Below are 21116 nucleotides of genomic sequence, written 5' to 3' on the forward strand. Positions count from 1 at the left end.
GGGAGAAAGGATGAGAATTGCACAAATCATCAAGAGAATCTATTACAAAGAAATCTCTATAAAGAGTTGTAATCAAAACCTTATCTCCTAGAGGAGAAATAGTGGCTATGTCCGTATTTTCTCTAAAATCGAATTCGATAATTTTGTTCTTAAAGACGAAAGGGACATTCAGCTTAACTAGCTTAATAACAATGTCATTAAGTAAGCGATTAGTTATGCAACTTTTAGTCATATCGGTGAAAGTTGATTGTATTATTAAGTTTAAATCGATTGGTAAGTCATATCTGAATTCACATGAAACACTATTGTCAATAAATTGAAAATCAATGCCTTTTGCCATTAAACAAATAGAAATTGACGCAAGTACAGAAGGTGTAAGCATAGAAAGAGGTATTCTGAGGGCGACGGCCCCTGGTGTATAAAAAAGAACCTAATAAGTACTTTTTAAAACTTCGTTGAACTATTTAAAAAATTATACAAATCCAAAGTAAAGTGAGAAGAGCCTTTTATGTTAGAAGTTTGAGGTAACTGTACCCTAAACCGCTAAAAAGTTCAGAATCACGTTCTAATAAGTACTTTTTAAAAGTTTTTATAAGTTCTTTTAAAGTACTTATATGGCAAAATGTCCACTTCGATCGAAAAAAAATTACGGCATCCTGAGTTGATTAAGCATTTCACTCATAATATTACCTACACTTGAAGCAGTATGCTTTATCGAGGTATTATCTTCCTTAATTCTTCTATATGGGTTTCTAGCAACTTCAAAAGGAATTACACCTTGATTGTAGCTAAGTATTTGAGATTTAGGTAATGGTAAAGGTTTACCTTTAATACTTGTCATAATAGTTTGTCCCTTTTCATGAGCTTTTTGATGCGAGTCGTTCTTAAAGAAAATAACAGAAGGATGTAATGTAAGAGCTATACCATTTACCCCAATCTCCTCAATATATGACCGTACTTTTTGAGTAACAAACTTTAGAGGTAACTCAAGAAATCGCATAATATGTCGAATAATAGTTTTGACATTTGGCACCCTAAATCCCTTGCCTAAGCTTTTGCAGAGATAGCCATAAGTAAACTTTACTGTATAGTTTCGAACTTCCCCAGCTTCAAACTTTCGAAGAAAAAGAATCAAAATCTGCTTAGCTGTTTGTTCCATAGATACCGCTAGTTTCTTAATAGGGAGGTTTTGCGTCTCTATGAGTTGAGCATTTTGGGTGAGAATTTCACCAAGCTTCTCTTTCATTTTGGGATAATCAAGTTCAGGTCTTTTTATTGTGTTTAGTAAATTTGAGACCGACGTAATAATTCTTTCCATCTTAAAAGGACGTTTTTTTTAATCCATACAGACTATCTGTAAGGAAGGAGTTTTGAGCTAGAAGCACCGTATAAGAGATTATGAAGTAACTCTTAATCTATACGTTACTGAATATTTAGAGGATTAATCCTCTAAATATGTTCACTGTAGTGACAATTTTTATATTAGTTAAAATGGATGTTAGTAAAAAATTAGGATACTTCATTTGAGATTTATAAATGACATTTCAGATTTCGATGCTAATACCATATTAGATTTACCCTGATCGAATTTATAGCTAAAACATCTTCTAAAATATTGTTTTTGTTGATTTTTGTGTTAAATTTGTAGTCAATTAACACATTACGGTGCAATATTAACGACAATTGTCGTTAATATCAAATCAAATATTGATTTTTTTCAAAATAAATTTGATAAATATGGAGACAACTGTAAATCAACGGATAGATGCTCTTATCAAAGCTCTTGGCTTTGATAGTGTCAGAAAGTTCGATAAGGCTATGGAGATTGCACCTGGTTATACTGCTAATATTGTGGGTGCTAGATTGAGTAATCCTTCTTTCCCTTTTTTACAAAAGATTGCTATAAAGTTTCCACAAGTGGATCTTCAGTGGCTTCTAACTGGGAGTGGAGAGATGTTTACTTCAGAAAAGCTTTCCAGAGAATACGTTGATGAGCTTGAGCATCGATTAAAAGAAACTACCGAGCAAGCCAACATTTATAAGTTTTCTGTTCAACAGGTAATGGCACGCCAACAAGCCAAAGCCGCAAATTTTAAGATTGTCAGCAATAAAAAGCCTGTTAGTCAACGAATTGGAATTATTATTCTTTTCATTGCTGACAGTATTGCTGACAGAAATTACAGTACGACTGTAATAGCTTAAAAATAAGATAGTTACCGGCGAAACCCATGTTCCCGTACGGACTACACAGTGATTATTAACGACTTGCAAGCGAGCTTTTTAGCTCGCTTTTCTTGTTTTTAGCATATTCCCTCTTCATGCTGAAACCCTCAAAAAAAGCTTCCATACGTGCAACCAAGGCATATTTTACGATTTACTAACAATTTTACTTACAAATGTTAAAAATTCAAACAACTACCCACCTAGAAATATAAGTTACACCCCTATCAACATGATGTCGTTTCGTGAAAGTTCTATTAAAGACCATGGCGTTATCTATTGTGAAATAAGAGTTGATGGTGAAAAGTCCGTTCCCTTCGCTACTAAAATTAAACTTCACCGAAAACATTGGAATTCTAAAGAGCAGTGCTTCAATGGTAAAGAATCGGACAAACATCAGAAGACTGCCTACTCTATCCAATTATAGATTGCTTAAAACGTCTTATTGCTTATATTTGAGCTTTCTTATCATATAAACTTATACATCATGCAAAAAACTACTTTCATCAACCTTATGATGTTCCTGCTGCTGTGTTTTACTTCGCAAGCCCAATTGCAGTCACCTGAGGAATATTTGAAATTTAAAAAAGGAGACCGCTTTTTGAGACATCACCAAGTGGTGAGCTATTATGAATATGTAGCTGCTCAAAATCCTTCTCAGGTAAAATTAATTCAGTATGGTTCTACAAATGAAGGTCGTCCACTCATTGCAGCTGTTGTTGCTTCTCCTGAAAATTTTGCAGCTTTAGAGGAAATTCGTACTAATAATCTCAAAGCAATTGGCTTGTTGGATGGTAAACCTAGCGCTCGCAAACAACCTGCTATTGCTTGGATGAGCTATAATGTACATGGTAATGAGTCTTGTGGTACAAACACAGCTCCATTTGTAATTCATGAATTATTAAATCCTAATTCGGCTCGTAGTAAAGCGATTTTGGCAAATACTGTTGTAATTCTCGATCCATCAATCAACCCTGATGGCTATGATCGTTATGCCAACTGGTACAACCAAAAAGTGGGGGCAAAATACAATGCTAACGCCGCCGCTTGGGAACACCAAGAGCCTTGGCCAGGGGGTCGCTTTAATCATTATATTTTTGACTTGAACCGTGACTGGGCATGGCAAGTACAAAAAGAATCGCAAGAAAGAATGGCATTGTACCGCCAATGGATGCCACAATTGCACGCTGACTTCCATGAGCAAGGTGTAGAATCGCCTTATTATTTTTCTCCTGCGGCAAAGCCTTATCATGAAGATATTACGGCTTGGCAACGTGAGTTCCAGAAAATTATTGGTGACTACAATAAAAAGGATTTTGATAAAAATGGTTGGTTGTATTTTTCAAAAGAGCGTTTTGACCTACTTTACCCTTCTTATGGCGATACCTACCCTACTTATAATGGTGCCTTCGGTATGACATACGAACAAGGTGGTTCGGGACGTGCTGGCTTGGGTATTGTAAAGCGTGATGGTGATACTTTAACCTTAAAACAAAGAATTGACCATCACTTTAGCACCTCTTTTGCTTGCCTAGATGCAATTTCGGCTAATGCTGATAAAGCAGTGACTGAATTTATTAAGTTTCATGACAATACTTCAAAAAATCCTATTGGTCCATACAAATCGTATGTAATCAAAACTAAGGGCGAAGAAGCTCGTGTGAAAGAGTTTTTGAATTATTTGGATAAAGAAGGTTTCCAATATGGTGTTGCAGGAAAAGACTATATGGCTAACGGGTACAGCTACCACGATGATAAATCAGGTTTTGTAAAGGTTGAGGCAGAAGATGTGGTATTCAATCTTTATCAACCTCGTTCTATGTTCTTGAAAATTTTGATGGAACCAAAAACTATGGTGGAAGATTCGATGACTTATGATATTACTTCATGGTCGTTGCCTTATGCGTATGGTTTGAAGGCGTATGCCTTGAAAGACCGTCTGAACCCAAGTGGTAAGGTAAACTTCGAAAACAAAATTACAAAAGCCGACAATGCGTATGCCTATTTGGCAAGATGGCAGTCATTTACTGATCTAAAATTCTTGTCTGCAATCATGCAAAAAGGTATCAAAGTGCGTAGTGCTGCTAAATCTTTCGAAATTGAAGGGCAAACCTATCCTGCAGGAACGCTAGTGATTACACGTACAGGTAATGAGCGTTTGGGGGCTCAGTTTGAAAAAATCTTGACTGATGAAGCGACCAAATTAGGCGTTGGACTGACTGCCGTTACGACAGGTATGGCAACGAAAGGTTCTGACTTTGGTTCAGAAAATGTAGTTTTCTTAAAAATGCCAAAAGTGGCAACTGTAGCGGGCGAAGGTATTAGTACAACAGGCTTTGGTGAAGTTTGGCATTTCTTCGACCAACAAATTCAATATCCAATTACGGTTTTACCAGAAAATACCTTGGGAAGCACTAATCTTTCACAATTTGATGTATTGATTTTGCCTGGAGGTAACTACAACAGAATTTTGACTGAGTCTACTTTAGGAAAAATTAAAGAATGGGTTCGCAATGGCGGTAGACTTATCGCTATTGAAAATGCATTGAAGGCTTTGGCAGGAAAAGAAGGGTTTGAATTGAAAGCTAAAGAAGAAGAGAAAAAGAAAGAATCTGATGATAGCAAACTAAAAATTTACGGCAATGCTGAGCGTGAATCAATTTCGGAAGAAACCCCTGGTAGCATTTACCGTGTAACCATGGATACCACTCACCCATTGTCATTTGGTTACAGCAATAACTACTTCAGTTTAGTGTTAGAAGGAGCAGCTTACCAATATCTGAACGATGGCTGGAATGTTGGTGTGACTAAGTCAAAAGATTTAATCGCTGGTTTTGCGGGTGTGAAAGCGCAAGAGAAATTGAAAAATTCTTTGATTTGGGGCGTACAAGATATGGGACGTGGTAATGTCGTGTATCTAGCCAATAACCCACTATTTAGAGGTTTCTGGCAAAATGGTAAATTGCTATTTGGAAATGCTGTGTTTGTATTAGGTAACTAGTCCGACAATCGAAGCGAAATAGATAGCTTAATGCGGAGTTGTGGTTAAAATTGAATTTTAACCACAACTCCGCATTAAATTTTAAAGTGATTGATAAGTCAAAGTAAAGAATTATTCCGAGTGCATTTATGTAATTCTCCTCAATTCAACGGATTCAATTTCTCATGATTTTTCCTTATTTATTTTACTTGCTAAAAGTTGTCTTGCTGCTTCTTTCGCCTCTGGAACAAACTTCGAAGCTTCTAGGATAGCAATTAGAGATTCATCAGGATAAAGCCTGAATTTTTCTCTAAACACTTCAACTTCTTCATCAAACTTTGCTTTCTGATATTTTTCAAGTTGCTCTGGTGTCTGAGAACTACTAAAAAAGTTAATTACATAAAAATTGGCTCTATCAAAATTTAGCATATAGGTCAAAAGTATAGCTAGTAGACTAGTAACCTCAAGCTTGATGCCTACTCGACCAAAATTAATTCCTATTTTGGTTGAAACAGCTGAAAATATAATGATTCCAAATAACCCTACAAAGAGTGTCGATACCAAAGAATACTTATAAAATGATCGGAAATACCTGTAAACAATTACATTGAGTACAAGAGCACTCATTCCAAGATAATTTTTATATGATGGAGTATATTCGAATACTTCTCCTGAAACGTCTATAGTTCCGATAACCATTGTTAAAATTGCATCTAGCACAAAGCCTGATAGCAAAATCAGAGGTAATATTTGCTTGTAAGGGTTTAGTCGATTCTTTATACCTGATAATGTCATATATACAAAAAAGATTATCTATTATTGCTTAGTTTAACATTGAAAATTAATGATATTTTACGAAAATACCTTTTTTGTTAAACAACATACCAAAAAATAAAAATTGATAACCTTCTTTGTCTATTACCCTCAAACATATTATCCTTACTCATTCTATCGGTAAGAAACGTTCGAAATTTAGCGATAAGATATCTTATTTATACCTCATAATTTACTGTAGCATATTTATGACAATTGAATAATAAACGTATACCATTTAACGTTAAAGAGTTTAAAATTCCTGTCAGTCAAGTATTTGCTTATCTGAAGTGCCAACAAAGCATAATTTAACTTCTAATAAATTCATCAAATTACGAAAATATGATCTTGTAATTCAGTAAAACCCTATTTAATCAATGAAACACATCCTCTTGATAGTTCTCTTAACTCTCTTACTTCCCACAAGATTAACTGCTTGTGTTTGTTTTGGTTCAGTTTACAGATATAAATATGATAACTGTGCTGAAATGGAGAAATATGCTTTTATAGCTCATGTAAAAATACTTGACAGTAAAATTGTGAGAAAGGCCGAAAAAGGCAATGGAGCTCTTGGTCAATTAAAAATCGAAATTCTGGAATTATTCAAGGGTAGCGCAAGAACAGAAATTTATGAAACTGGCAAAGAAACTTCTTGTGAAATGGGCATATTTGTTGGACAAGAATGGGTTCTATTTGGATATGACTACAAAGGAGAAATATATATTGGTGCGTGTAATCATGATTTTAAATATAAAGACAAAGATGGTTACAGAGAATGGGAATACCCAAACACTTCCCTCTTAATCAAAAATCTTCAGAAGTTGTACAATCACGAAGTTCCAACCTTTACGAATCAGATACGGAAGGAATATTATTCAAATGGTCAACTAGAAGTTATTGAACAATATAAAAATGGAATGTTGGAAGGTGAGAGAAAAATTTGGTATCCAAACGGACAGTTAATGTGTAGTGAATTTTATCAAAATGGTAGTCGAGATGGACATTCACAATGGTATTATAAAACAGGGTTGATAAAGGAAGATGCTTTTTATGATAAAGGAAAAAATATTGATTCTCGAAGGTGCTATTTTGACACCACATTTAACCGAGGGTTTTATGATATAGAATTGAATACAAAGTCACTGGACTCTATGGAGGTTATTTTTCATAGAATTCAGGTAAGTTTATTTCAGGTATATAACAAACAAGGAGATTTAATCTTGCACAGATTATACGACCAATCAGGAAGAATAGATTTCGAAAAGCTCTATGACCCAAGAAGAAAATTCTTTACCCAAATAACCTATCACCCTAATGGTAAAATTAGACATATTGCCTACTACCAAAATGACTGCATCATAGGAAGAGCCCAAACGTTTGACATCGATGGTAATCCAACTCAAAGTAAAGATTATGATGAGAATGGTCATGAAAGTAAATAATTGGCTTTATGCGATCAGCAAAAAGTTTAATGGTGTTAATCCTGTAATAAGGGGAGTTTATGATATAGGTTATTTATACGCCAAATTTTACCTTCACCATTTATCAATCACAATTCTACTTGATAAGTAATTAGTCTTTCTTTATAGATGTTTGGGTAAAGTTGGGGTAAAGCAGGAAAATGTTTTCTTCAAAAGATGGTATATTTGGGCACTATGCTATGTGTAGCTGAACAAACAAAATCTGAGAATTATATGAAAATCCAAAAACTATGTATGTTTGCTTTCTTCTTTTTAATAGGAGTTAAAAGCTTTTCTCAAAAACAACAAACTATTAACTATTTCAAAAACGATACATTAAGCCTTGACTTAGATTTATTTCTTCCTGAAAATATTGCATCCGATACCGATCTTCCATTGGTAATATTTGTTCATGGAGGAGGGTTCTCAGGAGGAACACTCGATGGTGGATACGCCTTTTGCAAATACATGGCACAAAACGGCTATGCGGCTGCTACCATTACCTATACCCTATACATGAAAAACAAGAAGTTTAGTTGCGATGGAGTTTTACCAGAAAAAATCAAAGCATTCAATTATGGAGCTAACGATTTATGGCTTTCGACGCTTTTCTTTTTAAATAACGCTACAAAATATCATATCAACCCTGAAAAAATATTTATTGCTGGTTCTAGTGCAGGTGGAGAAACGGTTTTGCACGCTGCTTTTTGGAATCAAAAATTGATGGCGATGTACGGAAAAACGCTTCCAGAAAATTTCAAATATGCAGGTTTGATTTCTGGTGCAGGTGCCATTATGGACTTAAATCTTATCACTAAGGAAAATAAAATTCCTATGTTTTTCTTTCATGGTAACGGTGACGTAACTGTTCCTTATGGTACGGCTGCTCACCATTATTGTCCTGTAAACTCATCTGGATGGTTGATGCTATTTGGGTCTTATTCCATTTTCAATCATTTGAAAAGTATGAAAGGGATGACACATTTATATAGCTATTGCGGTGGAGGTCATGAATATAGCGCTGAGCTTTTCAATAAAAATCAAGCTTATATCTTAACTTTTATGAATGATGTGTTAAAAGGAAAGGTTTATCAGAAACATACAGTTTTTGAAACTGGTAAAAAGAATCATTTATCAGCAGCCTATAATTTTTGTAAATAAGATAGGGTAATTATGTTGAGCTGAGTATGATGAGTTATCTCTAATTGAGTGATTTAGTGGTTGAGTGAATGAGTAATTATTTTTAATATGAATTTAAAAAAATCACTCATTCACTCAATAAACACTGTTAGTAATTCTTAGCAGGTTTTACTTGTGGCTTTATAACATATCTAAAAGCTTTTCCAGTCAAAATATAGCCTGATGTTGTAGCAGTAGAGAATACTTTATAATTCACATTCATTAAGCCACTTGCGCCTAAATCCTGTGCCTTTTCAACCATTTGCTTCAACAAGTCTCTTTTTTGTTGCTCATCATTTCCTCTTTTCAACATACGACCTTTATATTCTTGGTCAGTTGTAAGCGGATATTCACCCTCAATTTTTAGGTTTTCTATCTCCTCAAAAGCATTTGCAGGTTTGTCTGTTCCTTGCAAAATTTCGATAGGATATTTTTCATCAATACCAAAATTTAAGCCAACACCAGAGTCATAACCTCCTCTTTCGTAATTCGGACGATAGTAAGAACTCGTTGAAGGTGGTTTGTTACAAGACAACACTAAGCCGATAAATAATATCGAAGCCAGCCCTTTTCCTATTGGATTATTAAATACTTTCTGCATCATAAATTAGTACTCTATCCCAGAGATGTTTACATTCTTCCACAAATTTAAGGTGGATTGGGTCAACTTGGTATTTATCGTGTCCTTCTATGTTGTTAAAAACTGTTAAAAGGTTATAATCATAACTTTTATCAATCACAGGACGGTCAGTATCGGCAGGAGTACCTACGTTGAATGTTACCAAACCTTCGATAGTTCCAAGTGAACTTACACCTTCTACAAATTTTTGACGATCCTCCGCCGACAAATCTGGTTTCAACCAGAAGTTTACAATATGAACGAACATAGTTAAATTTTATTTACAGGGAACAAAATGTTATTACATCATAAAGCTTTAGGCTGTAAGCCGTAGGCGTTAAGTAAAAAAGCATTTGGTAAAATCAGGCACAATTCACTAACTCTGCATTCACAAAATGCAAATCGCCCCAAGCAAAAGCCTGAGGCGACAAAAATTACTATAAGTTATCGTTGGCCAAAACCACTTTCATTCTTTCGCCTAGTTCTTCCGAAGCTTTCACTAATGGCAAACGAACGTGAGATTCAGCAAGACCTTTAATTTCAAGAATCTTCTTCACTCCTACTGGATTTCCTTCTTCATACAATAATGGGTCAATTGCTAAGAAATCACCCAAAACGTCGCGCGCACCTTTGAAATCACCATCCAAGGCTGCGTGAATCATGTTAGTAAATTTGGTAGGAATAGCATTTGCAATCACAGACATAACCCCTACACCACCACAAGCGATGATTGGAACTGCTTGCACATCATCACCTGAAATCAATAAGAAGTCTTCTGGCTTTCCTTTGTAGATTTCCATACACTGCTCGATAATACAAGATGCTTCTTTGATACCGATAATGTTGGGATGCTGAGCTAGCGTCAAAGTTGTTGATGCAGACATATTAATACCTGTACGACCTGGAATATTATACATAATCACAGGAACTGGTGAAGCATCAGCAATGGCAGTATAGTGCGCAATCACACCACGAGCGCCAGGTTTGTTATAATATGGACATACTGACAAGATTGCGTCTACACCTGTCAAGTCTACTTCCTTCAAATATTTGACCACTTCTGGCGTGTTGTTTCCACCTACACCGTACACGATTGGAAGGTTCTTGTAGTTGTGCTCCTTGACAAATTCCAAAACACGTTTCTTTTCGTCTTTAGAAGTTGTTGCTGACTCACCTGTTGTTCCCTGAACAACCAAATAATCTACACCTCCGTCGCTTACGTGTTGGATTAAAGATTTTAACCCATCGTAGTTAATACTCCCATCCTCATGCATTGGCGTTACTAATGCGGGAGCTACACCATGAAATTTTGGTCTCATTATAATTGATTTGAGTTTGGCAGAGTATTGTTTTCAATACCCCAGAAATTTTAATAAAATTCTCGTTTTTTAGACTTCGAGCATTCCTAAGAAATCCTCCTCAGAAATAACAGCGACGCCCAGTTTTTGCGCTTTTTCGATTTTTGAAGGACCAGCTTCTGCGCCTGCTAGCAAGAAATCAAGCTTTTTAGATACACCACTGAGGACTTTTCCTCCATTGGCTTCTATCTTCACTTTGAGCTCGTCTCTTCCAAAATTTTGAAAAACACCCGAAATTACAAAAGATTTTCCTTCCAAAGCGTTTCCTTCGACAACAATTTCAGCAGGAATATGCTCAAACTGTAATCCTGCTTGTTGTAAACGGGCAATAAACTGTCGATTGTCAGCATCGGCGAAGTAAGCGATAATACTTTGTGCAATTCTATCGCCAATTTCTGGCACTTCAATCAACTGCTCATAGGTAGCTTCAGAAAGCGCCTCAATTGTCAAGAAATGGGCAGTAAGTTTTTCAGCTACTGTTGCCCCAACAAATCGAATTCCTATGGCAAACAACACTTGTTTGAAAGGTATCTCTTTTGATTTTTCAATTCCTGAAAGAATGTTCTTGATAGATTTATCTTTAAACCCTTCCATTCCTTGAATATCTTCATATTTCAAATCATATAAATCGGCAGGGCTTTTTAGTAAACCTTTTGTATAAAAAGTATCTATTGTTTCAGCACCAATATTTTCGATATTCATGGCTTTACGCTGAATATAGTGCTCAATTTTACCCTTGATTTGCGGAGGACAGCCTTTTTCATTTGGACAATAATGGTTGGCTTCTCCTTCTTTACGAATCAATTCGGTGTTACATTCTGGACAGAGGTGAGGAAACTGCACAGCTTCAAGTGCTTCAGTTCTCTTGCTCATGTCCACTGCCGTAATTTTCGGAATAATCTCCCCTCCTTTTTCTACAAAAACAGTATCACCGATATGCAAATCCAAACGCTCTATCTCATTGGCATTATGAACACTGGCACGTTTTACCACTGTACCTGCCAACAAAACGGGTTTTAAGTTGGCAACTGGGGTAATATTTCCTGTGCGACCCACTTGATAGCTTACTGACTCTAGCGTTGTAGTGGCAGATTCTGCCTTGTACTTGTAGGCAATTGCCCATCTTGGCGACTTTGCCGTAAAACCCAATTCTTCGCGCTGGGCAAAAGAATTGATTTTAATAACGATTCCATCTGTATTTAAGGGTAACTCATGACGTTTTTCTTCCCATTTTTCAATAAAACTTAAAACTCCTTGAATCGTATCATGCTTTTCCCAAGTATCAGAAACATTAAAACCTACCGACTTTAACCAGTGTAAACTTTCCTCGTGTGTATCAAAAACAGTCTCTTCTGACAAAAATTGATATACATAAAAATCAAGTTTTCTTTTCGCCACCACAGAAGAATCCTGCATTTTGAAAGTTCCAGAGGCTGCATTTCTTGGATTGGCCAAAAGTGCTTCGCCAATATCTTCTCTTTCTTTATTAATAGCCTCAAAAGATGCTAATGGCAAAAATCCTTCTCCACGAACTTCAAACTGCGTCGGAAGACCGTTTGCCATTACTTTCAAAGGCAATGTTCTTATCGTTTTTACATTGGCAGTAATATCATCGCCACGAACCCCATCTCCACGAGTTACACCACGGGTAATAACTCCGTTTTCGTACCAAACTGATAGTGCCACGCCATCAAACTTCAGCTCACAGATATACTCATAAGATTGTCCGTCCAATCCTTTTTGTACTCTTTCGTCAAAATCCAATAACTCCTGTTCGTTGTAAGTATTTCCTAAAGAAAGCATCGGAAAACGGTGCGTTACAGATTCGAATTCCTTCGAAATAGTCCCTCCTACTCTATGTGTAGGCGAATCCTCACGAACTAGGTCTGGGTATTGCTCCTCCAAAGCTCTCAACTGAACAAGCAATTGGTCAAACTCGAAGTCAGAAATTTCTGTTTCGGACTTCATGTAATACAAATGATTGTGATAATTTATTTTATCAGTAAGGGAATTAATCTGTTCTTGCGGACTCATTTTCGTATATTTCTAGTAAAATCTATTTTTTGAGATAGATTCATGTTTTCGGTCTAATTTTTGACCAAGATAATTCAAAAATCAGATTTTTGCTTCAAATACTTTAAGCAAAAAGGCTTCTCCTACAAAGAAGTGCTGATTACAAGACCTTTGATGTTATACTTTTGTTCGAACCTTTAGTGTTTAGTGCCAAGTAGAAAATAAAAATCCTTATGAAAAAGTTTATACTCATTTGTTACCTCCTCGTGGTCAGTTTGACAGCTTTCGCTCAAGATGGTGTCAATTTTGGGATAAAAGCGGGTGGTAATGCAGCTTCTCACGCAGGAACAGGCTTAATTAATGATCCTAACAATAATATCTATACTTTCCATTTTGGCGTTTTTGGTCAACTGCCATTAACAAGTGATGTACTTTTAAGTCCAGAAATTTTATATACGAATAAAGGATTCAAAAGAAGAGGGATTACTTTTCAATCTCCCTATGTTGACTTTTCGTTGTTGGCAAAAATTAACCTTGGCGATTCCAAAGCTTATTGTGTTGTTGGTCCTTATGCCAGCTATCAGCTAGAGCGAGAATTTACCTATACAACCTCTCAAAAAACGTATGATTTCGGAGGAAACTTAGGGATTGGTCTTAAAATCCAGAAACATTTGAGAATGGAAGCAATCTTTCAAACCTCCGCCAATGTCTGGACAGCCCCTCGACCTATGGGAGAAGGTTATCGACTAACGCAAGTCACACTATCTGCACTTTATCTTATCCGATAATACCTCTTTTTTCTTTTTTCCTGCTAAAGATTCCTTTAATTTTGCGGCATGAAAAATATCATTATTGCTCCGTCAGTACTAGCGGCGGATTTTGCGAATCTTCAGCGAGATATAGAAATGGTCAACAACTCGCAAGCAGACTGGTTTCATATCGATGTTATGGATGGTGCTTTTGTACCGAATATTTCTTTTGGTATGCCTGTAATCGAGGCAATTAATCGTCATGCCAAGAAACCGTTAGACGTGCACTTGATGATTGAAAAACCAGATAGATATTTGGAGGAATTCAAAAGAATTGGTGCAACCAATATTACAGTACATTACGAAGCATGTACTCATATCCATCGTACTTTGCAACAAATCAAATCGTTGGGATGTGTTGCAGGTGTGGTATTAAACCCTGGCACTTCGCTTTCGGTGCTTGATGAAATTTTACCTGACTGTGATATGGTATTGTTGATGTCGGTAAACCCTGGCTTTGGTGGTCAGAAATTTATTGAATCTACGTATGATAAAGTTCGTCGTTTGCGTCAAATGATTGATTCAAGAGGTTTGAATACAATTATTGAAATTGATGGTGGTGTAAATCAAGAAACTGGGACTAAATTAATTGAAGCAGGTGCGGACGCATTGGTAGCTGGAAGTTTTGTATTCAATGCCCCAGACCCACAGGCAACAATTGCTAATTTGAAAAATATTCAGATTTAGTCATTTAGCCCTAGGCGATAGGCTTTATGCCGTAAGCTTAAGCCTATCGCCTACGGTTAAGTACTAATCTTCAAGATAAATTCTCGTCAAAGCATTCCTCTAAAAATAATCTCGCCTTTGTAGCATCATTGCTCAATAAAAACTTTCTTCCCCTTTGTATCTTCTCTAACGCTTCTATTTTCAGAAAATCTATTTTCGTTTTATCTTTTCATATTCCATTAAAAATAGTTAAATCCCTCGCAGAATTATATCATTTTAGCATAATAAAAGTTTTTTTACATTAACTTTACCTCTTAGATGTACAACATTGGCACAGTTTTTAAGGTTACGCCAAAGTCATTAAATATCGAAGCCTCTTCGTCTTCATGATTGTCTATGAATAGAGTCCGTTTGCTCATACTATTTGCATTTATAAATCTTCCTCTTTTTGCACAAAAAACATTTTGGGCCAGTAAAGTAGTGGCATTCTCAAGTGAGTATGTTGACAAAGAAACTACCAAAGAAAACCGTGCAATACAAGCTTTAGGAAAACCCAACAAACTTCCTCAGGTGGGCTACTCGGTTTGTGCTTGGCAGCCTATGACCCAAAACAACTCTATCAATGAAGAATTCATCATTGTTAGTTTTGATACCATAATGCCAGTTCGCCAAATCGTTATTGCTGAAAATTTTGGGCAAGGAGCTATCTCTCATGTAGATGTTTTTGATGAAAATAACAACCTTCATCCTATTTGGATAAATAACACGCCTCCTACAAATGAGCTAGGCAAAATGTTAAATTTGATACTCAATCAACTAACGACATTCAAAGTTAGATCGGTCAGAGTTAGTCTTAATACTTCTAAAGTAAAAGGATGGAATCAGATAGATGCTATTGGTATATCGCAATCTGACCAGCCCATTAAAGCGTCTATCAATTTGGCTAGCAATATGCCAAGTCAGATAGTGAAAGAAAATTTAGGGAAAAATATCAACTCCGAATTTCGTGAACTAGCACCTGTTATTGCCCCTGATGGCAAGACGCTTTATTACACTCGTTGGAAACACCCAGCCAATGTGGGTTTTGCTAAAAAGCAAGATATTTGGTTTTCTGAGCTTCAAGCCGACAAAACTTGGGGACCTGCCAAACCGTTTCCTGAACCAATCAATAATTCAGAGCATAATGCCATTTGTGCTATCTATCCCGACGGTAAAACTTTGTTACTCAACAATGTGTACATGCCTAATGGTGAAATGAGTAAAGGTATTTCTATCTCTCAAAAAACAGCTTCGGGCTGGGGTTTCCCTGAGCAAGTAGCTATTGCTGACTTCAAAAACAAGTCTGAATATGCCGAATATTCTATTGCTCCTAATGGAAGAATCCTTCTTATTTCGGCGCAATTGGACGATACCGAAGGAGGAAAAGACTTGTATGTAAGCTTTTTACAAGACAACAAATCGTGGTCTAAACCCGTCAACTTAGGCAAAAGTGTCAACACAGCTGAGGATGAAGGAATGCCCTTTATCGCTGCAGATTCTAAAACCTTGTATTTCTCCACAAAAGGTTTTCCTGGATACGGTAACAATGACCTCTTTGTTACAAGAAGACTAGATGAATCGTGGACCCAATGGTCTGAACCACAAAATCTTGGTCCGATGATCAATACCTCCGAATGGGATGGTTATTTCACGATCTCGGCCGTGGGCGATTATGGGTATTTTTCTTCTCAAGAAAAATCATTCGGTGAAGAAGATATCTTTAAGTTGAAAATCCCAGAAGCAATCAAACCTGAGGTAGTCGTACAAGTGTCGGGCGGCGTGTACAATTCGGCAGACAAAAAGCCAGTTGGTGCCAAGGTAAAAGTACAGTCAACTATGGACGGAGATACGGTATGCGTCACCTTTGATCCAGCTACGGGGGACTATAAGTTTATGTTACCAACCAAGAAAAAATATACGATTTCTGCCTCGCAAAAAGGGTATTTATCATCATCAGAAGTACTTGACTTTGAGAATGAAAAAGATTTTCATGAAGTCAAAAAGAATTTATTCCTTTATCCAATTGCCGCAGGACAAAAAATTACGCTTAACAGTGTGTTTTTTGAACAGAGTAAATACGAATTATTGCCAGCTTCTTTCCAAGAATTAAATCACATTGTGGCAACAATGAGAGAAAATCCTAAAATGGAAATTATGCTCGAAGGGCATACTGATAATCAAGGCGATTGGAACGAAAACCTAAAGCTTTCGAAACAACGTGTTACCGAAGTGAAAGGTTACCTTGTAAAAAATGGTATTGAAGAAAAACGCATCCAAGTCCAAGGCTATGGCTCTACAAGACCTGTAGCAAGCAACAATTCCGAAGAAAAACGCAAGCTCAATAGAAGGGTTGAGGTGACTATTGTCAAAATTTAAACTCCTTTCTGGTATTATTTTTGTAAAAGAGAGTTTAACTAATTTAATATTATGGTTAATACTCTCTTTTTTCGTTTTGCTCTAGTAGTTACACTGTTCATATTCACCCAAGAAGCATCATCACAAACTATCAAATGGGCTAATACTGTCATCGAGTATTCGTCTGAATTTGTTTTACCTCTACGTGCCAAAACAGCTACTACAAACTTAAAGCTTTCTCCCATCACATCCGAATTTGAATCATTGGCCATGAAATTTGATACAGCTTTCAGTATCAAACAAGTGATGGTATCAGAATTGATGCCTCAAGGTTCGATTGCACAAGTATGGGCTATTGATGCACTTGCGAAAGAACATCTACTTTTCGAAATATCAGAAGATGCTTCGCTAATTCCTGGAAAAGATAAATTATTTAATGTCGTTTTACCAAAAATGACAGAATATAAGGTTCAAGCCATTCGACTTGTGCTACGGAAAAGTGCTTTAAAAACCTCTAAGCAAATTGAAGCTATTGGTATTTCAAACAGCGCTCAGGTGGTTAATCAGTATGTAAAAGTGGCGTCTGATGCCCCTAAAAAAGTAATTCGTGAAAATTTAGGGAAAACCATCAACTCCAAAAACCCTGAATTTGCTCCTGTTATTTCAAGTGACGGAAAAACGCTTTACTACACCCGCAACTATATAAGTTTGTTTGGGAAAGAAAAAGACCAAGATATATGGTACAGCACCAAAAACAGCGATGGTACTTGGTCGAAAGCACAGAACCTTGGTATTCCATTAAATACAGATGACAACAATGCAGTATTTGCCGTTTCTTCGGATGGTAGAGAGGTATTGTTGATGAACAAATACCAAAAAGATGGAAAATTAGCACCTGGCATTTCCCGTTCCAAACGAACTCCAAACGGTTGGTCATTTCCTGAAGAAGTTAAAATTGACAACTTTTATAATTATAGTCCTAATGCAGAGTTTGCAATTTCACCTGATGGACGAGTAATGGTAATGTCTGTTCAACGCATGACAACCAAGGGGAAAAGAGATTTGTACGTTTCTTTCAAAAAAAATAATGAAGAATGGACTGAGCCTCGCCACATGGGAAATACACTCAATTCGTCCGAACATGATGTAACGCCATTTATCGCAGCAGATGGGAAAACCTTATACTTTTCGACTCGAGGTTTTTCTGGATTTGGAGATAATGACATTTTTAAATCTACTCGATTGGACGAGACTTGGCTAAACTGGTCTGAGCCTCAAAATTTAGGAGAAGGCATTAATACACCAAATTGGGACGGATTTTTCACCATCCCTGCTTCAGGCGAATACGCCTATATGTGTACGTATGAGGGTAATTCGCAAAAAGAAGATATTTTCAGATTACTTTTACCAGAAGACAAACAACCCGATCCAGTTTGGGTGCTGATGGGCGAAATACTTTCTACTACCGACCAAAAAGCGATAGAATGTGAGGTAGAGTGGTACACAAACAAAAACTACAAGAAAAAGAATGTTACTCATTTTAACCCTAGTCTTGGCTTATTCAAAATAATTTTGCCTTTACACCAACAATATGAAATCGTTCCAGTCAAAAAGGGGTATTTGAGCATCACGGATTATTTTGATTTAACAAACGAGAATGAATTTAAAGAAATCAAGAAAAACTTTTATTTACTTCCTCTTGAGGTAGGCAACAAAGGGGTTCTTAACAGCTTGACATTCACCCAAGGAAAAGCCGATTTGCCAGAAGCTGCCTTGCGTGATTTAGATAGAATCGCACAGGCGATGAAAGAAATTCCAACTTTAGAGATTCTCTTTGAAGGGCATACTGATAACCTTGGAGACTTTCAACTAAACCTTCAGCTTTCGGAAGATCGAGTAAAAAATGCCAAGAAATATCTCGTAAGTCAAGGTATTCAAGCAGATAGAGTTCAGACGAAAGGTTGGGGACAAACTAGACCTATTGCAAGTAATGCCACAGAAGAAAGAAGAAAATTGAATCGAAGAGTAGAGTTTACGATTATCAAAAAATGATATGTTAAAAGGGAGCAATATGTCGTATTCTTGACCAACTATTACTCCTGCGGATGAAGTTATTCAGCAATGACTTCGTTTATAATTACTTAGCTCCAATCTACTTCTTTATACTTTTTACAGTACTTTGACTAAAGCTCACTGTTCAACCTAAGTCTGGTTCTGGTCAAGTTATTGTTAGTTTTACTCAAATTTAGTGAACGGTCTACCTTCACAAAGAAGCACTATTATCGTTAGTATGCTTTTTATCAATGAGTTAGTAAGACTTTACTCCGAATACAATTTTATTTTATGATTGCCTAGTCGAATTTTAGATTTGTCAGAGGACAAAAAACAAGCTATTTTTGTCTATTCAATACCTGTATTTAACTCCCCCGAACGAGTTAACTTCAATTTTCTGAAAAGGATGACGCAAACAAAAAATCAACATGACTATTTTGGGCAATTAGATGGCATTCGAGCAATTGCTGTAGGCCTTGTACTAATTGACCACTGGTTAGCTGAAAGAAATACCCTTCCACTAGGTTCCTTGGGCGTAGCCATGTTCTTTGTTTTGAGTGGTTTTCTGATTATTAGAATTTTGATGTTAGGAAAAGAAAAAGACGATGCCATCGGTAGAAGTCATTGGTTTACCGTTAAACAGTTTATTGTACGCCGAACCATACGAATATTTCCTATCTATTACTTAGCATTGTTTGTGTTATTTATTTTTGATGTACCCAATATCAGAGCTACGATAGGCTGGTCACTTTTATATTCAACCAATTTTTACATAGCTATCTATCATAAATGGATTGGCGTAATTGACCACTTGTGGTCGTTGGCAGTCGAAGAACAGTTTTACTTGTTTTTTCCATACTTAATTTTATTTCTTCCTAAAAAATACTTTACTAAGCTTTTTGTTGGTATGATAGCCTTATCTTTGGGATTGAGGTTATTATTATTCTTCCTTCATGCAGATTGGACAGCACAATATGTATTGATGCCAACATGCTTAGACTCATTTGGTTTAGGCGGTGTATTAGCGTATTTGTTTACCTACAAGCGCGATACAATATTTAAGCAATTGGACAAAAATAGTTACTTAATCTTAAGCCTTGCGTTATATATTGGGTATATCGTCGCAATGAAAATGGATGTTCACCACGGATTTACGTATGTGGTTTTGGACAGACTATTTGGCTCCATTTTTAGTTTTTTCTTGATTTTACGTGCTGTATCAGGTTTTGGAGGTGTCATGAAATTTTGCCTCGAAAATCCTGTAACAACTTATATCGGTCGTATTAGCTATGGTTTGTATTTGTATCACAACTTTGTGTACAACTTCTATCATACCAATTTCCCGACGCATCCGACGGTTCGAATTTTACATAAATTACAACAATTTGCCCCTACCATCACCCATCGATTTGCCTTTGAGCTTTTGGTATATGCCACGCTTACGGTTTTGGTAGCCACGTTGTCTTGGTTTCTTGTAGAAAAGCCTGTCAACAATTTGAAAAAATACTTTAATTACTAAAAGCTAACGCAGTTTTTACTTACTAACCAACACAAATCGATCACTGAGAATAGAATTGTGTATTATGAAGTCAAACACCTGTTTGATAAAAACAGCATTAAGTTTTCTTCATTTTTAAAATTTACATTACAAAAATCAATCTGAATTAGGTATTTTTGCAATGCAAATGATTGCACAAAACTGTTTGGACAAACAAAATCTTTAATGAGTATTAAATTAGCCATCGTCATGCCAGCTTACAACGAAGAAGAGTGCATGGCAGACGTAGTAAAAATCTGGAGTGACCTTTTAGACACTGAGTTTGCAGGAGAAAACACCCGCTTGATCGTAGTGAATGATGGTTCAAGAGACAATACTGGTAAAATTCTTGACGAAATTCAGCCACAATATCCTAAATTAATTGTTGTTCACCAACCAAATGGCGGACACGGTAATGCGGTAGTTCACGCTTATAGAAAAGCTGTAGAAATTGGTGCTGAATATGTGTTCCAAACAGACTCAGACGACCAATTTATCCCTGAAGATGTAAAAAAACTTTGGGACAAAAGAACCCAATCTGATTTTATTCTTGGGTACCGCCAAGTACGTCACGATGCGGTTTTCCGTTTGTTTATTACTCGTATATTACGTTGGAGTATGTTCTTGGTATATGGAACATTTATCCTCGACTCAAATATTCCTTTCCGTTTGATTAAAGGAAGCTTCTTGAAAAAATTATTGGAACAATTACCCAATCCAACTCCTTTTGCACCGAATATTTTTATCGCTATTATGGCGAAAAAATCAGGTCAAGAGCTATTCAATATTCCAATTGTTCACAAAGAGCGCCTTACTGGTGAAGTTTCTATCCGAAAAATGAAGCTTCTTAAAGTATGTTGGCAAAGCTTCAAAGAGCTATTGAATTTCCGCTTGGAACTAAATACGAAAATCAAAAAATTGAAATAGTAACGTTGGCTTAGGAATTATTCTTAAGCCAATTCTCTATTTTTATTCACTTCTTTTGTCAAATTTTTGCTGTTGTTTTTACCTCAAAC

The 21116-nt window shown here is 36.3% G+C and carries 17 protein-coding genes; 11 read left to right on the top strand and 6 right to left on the bottom strand.

Features of this window, described 5'->3' with window-relative positions; translation table 11 throughout:
- Nucleotides 1-646 precede the first annotated feature (646 nt).
- Nucleotides 647-1318 carry a hypothetical protein gene (locus tag GVN22_RS01680; protein WP_166549345.1) on the bottom strand — a complete coding sequence of 224 codons (672 nt, stop codon included), beginning with the start codon at nt 1316-1318 and terminating at the stop codon, nt 647-649.
- 419 nt (nt 1319-1737) lie between these two features.
- On the opposite strand from GVN22_RS01680, the gene GVN22_RS01685 reads away from it, so the two are divergent.
- The 3 genes from GVN22_RS01685 (at nt 1738) to GVN22_RS01695 (ending at nt 5221) form a co-directional block, all read left to right on the top strand.
- Nucleotides 1738-2202: a hypothetical protein gene (locus GVN22_RS01685; RefSeq protein ID WP_166549346.1), complete on the top strand. Its 465-nt coding sequence runs from the start codon at nt 1738-1740 to the stop codon at nt 2200-2202.
- Nucleotides 2203-2452: 250 nt separating this feature from the next.
- Nucleotides 2453-2647, top strand: a complete 195-nt coding sequence (locus GVN22_RS01690) for a hypothetical protein (RefSeq protein WP_166549347.1) — start codon at nt 2453-2455, stop codon at nt 2645-2647.
- Nucleotides 2648-2707: 60 nt separating this feature from the next.
- Nucleotides 2708-5221 (top strand): M14 family metallopeptidase, encoded by a 2514-nt coding sequence (locus GVN22_RS01695; RefSeq protein WP_166549348.1) that lies wholly within the window; start codon nt 2708-2710, stop codon nt 5219-5221.
- Between the two features lie 162 nt (nt 5222-5383).
- On the opposite strand, the gene GVN22_RS01700 is transcribed toward GVN22_RS01695, so the two are convergent.
- The gene (locus tag GVN22_RS01700) at nt 5384-5995 is read right to left on the bottom strand and encodes a hypothetical protein (RefSeq protein ID WP_166549349.1); all 612 of its coding nucleotides are present in this window, start codon (nt 5993-5995) and stop codon (nt 5384-5386) included.
- A gap of 395 nt (nt 5996-6390) precedes the next feature.
- On the opposite strand from GVN22_RS01700, the gene GVN22_RS01705 reads away from it, so the two are divergent.
- The gene (locus GVN22_RS01705; protein WP_166549350.1) at nt 6391-7455 is read left to right on the top strand and encodes a hypothetical protein; all 1065 of its coding nucleotides are present in this window, start codon (nt 6391-6393) and stop codon (nt 7453-7455) included.
- A 252-nt stretch (nt 7456-7707) separates the two neighbouring features.
- Nucleotides 7708-8634, top strand: coding sequence for an alpha/beta hydrolase (locus tag GVN22_RS01710; protein ID WP_240915544.1), 927 nt, complete (start codon nt 7708-7710; stop codon nt 8632-8634).
- A 127-nt stretch (nt 8635-8761) separates the two neighbouring features.
- On the opposite strand, the gene GVN22_RS01715 is transcribed toward GVN22_RS01710, so the two are convergent.
- The 4 genes from GVN22_RS01715 to ligA all read right to left on the bottom strand — a co-directional run bounded on the left by GVN22_RS01715 (nt 8762) and on the right by ligA (nt 12663).
- A complete protein-coding gene (locus GVN22_RS01715) occupies nt 8762-9256 on the bottom strand; it encodes a hypothetical protein (protein WP_166549351.1) in 495 nt (164 codons plus the stop codon).
- Nucleotides 9237-9539 carry a Dabb family protein gene (locus tag GVN22_RS01720; RefSeq protein WP_166549352.1) on the bottom strand — a complete coding sequence of 101 codons (303 nt, stop codon included), beginning with the start codon at nt 9537-9539 and terminating at the stop codon, nt 9237-9239. The genes GVN22_RS01715 and GVN22_RS01720 overlap by 20 nt, the downstream gene beginning before the upstream one ends.
- 169 nt (nt 9540-9708) lie before the next feature.
- A complete protein-coding gene (dapA, locus tag GVN22_RS01725; RefSeq protein ID WP_166549353.1) occupies nt 9709-10590 on the bottom strand; it encodes a 4-hydroxy-tetrahydrodipicolinate synthase in 882 nt (293 codons plus the stop codon).
- A gap of 69 nt (nt 10591-10659) precedes the next feature.
- Complete coding sequence (gene ligA, locus GVN22_RS01730; protein WP_166549354.1) at nt 10660-12663, bottom strand: NAD-dependent DNA ligase LigA; 2004 nt, start codon at nt 12661-12663, stop codon at nt 10660-10662.
- 212 nt (nt 12664-12875) lie between these two features.
- Between ligA and GVN22_RS01735 the strand changes: the two genes are divergently transcribed.
- From GVN22_RS01735 to GVN22_RS01760, 6 genes are all read left to right on the top strand, one after another.
- On the top strand, nt 12876-13430 hold the full coding sequence (locus tag GVN22_RS01735) for a porin family protein (RefSeq protein ID WP_166549355.1): 555 nt from the start codon (nt 12876-12878) through the stop codon (nt 13428-13430).
- Between the two features lie 48 nt (nt 13431-13478).
- Nucleotides 13479-14138: a ribulose-phosphate 3-epimerase gene (gene rpe, locus GVN22_RS01740; protein ID WP_166549356.1), complete on the top strand. Its 660-nt coding sequence runs from the start codon at nt 13479-13481 to the stop codon at nt 14136-14138.
- A 459-nt stretch (nt 14139-14597) separates the two neighbouring features.
- Nucleotides 14598-16532 (top strand): OmpA family protein, encoded by a 1935-nt coding sequence (locus GVN22_RS28365; RefSeq protein ID WP_166549357.1) that lies wholly within the window; start codon nt 14598-14600, stop codon nt 16530-16532.
- A 51-nt stretch (nt 16533-16583) separates the two neighbouring features.
- Nucleotides 16584-18563 (top strand): OmpA family protein, encoded by a 1980-nt coding sequence (locus GVN22_RS01750; protein WP_166549358.1) that lies wholly within the window; start codon nt 16584-16586, stop codon nt 18561-18563.
- Between the two features lie 406 nt (nt 18564-18969).
- The gene (locus tag GVN22_RS01755; protein WP_166549359.1) at nt 18970-20082 is read left to right on the top strand and encodes an acyltransferase; all 1113 of its coding nucleotides are present in this window, start codon (nt 18970-18972) and stop codon (nt 20080-20082) included.
- Between the two features lie 204 nt (nt 20083-20286).
- On the top strand, nt 20287-21027 hold the full coding sequence (locus tag GVN22_RS01760) for a glycosyltransferase family 2 protein (RefSeq protein ID WP_166549360.1): 741 nt from the start codon (nt 20287-20289) through the stop codon (nt 21025-21027).
- Nucleotides 21028-21116: the final 89 nt, after the last annotated feature.

Source organism: Cellulophaga sp. BC115SP (genome assembly GCF_009905545.1).
Taxonomy (GTDB): Bacteria; Bacteroidota; Bacteroidia; order Cytophagales; family Spirosomataceae; genus Flectobacillus; species Flectobacillus rivi.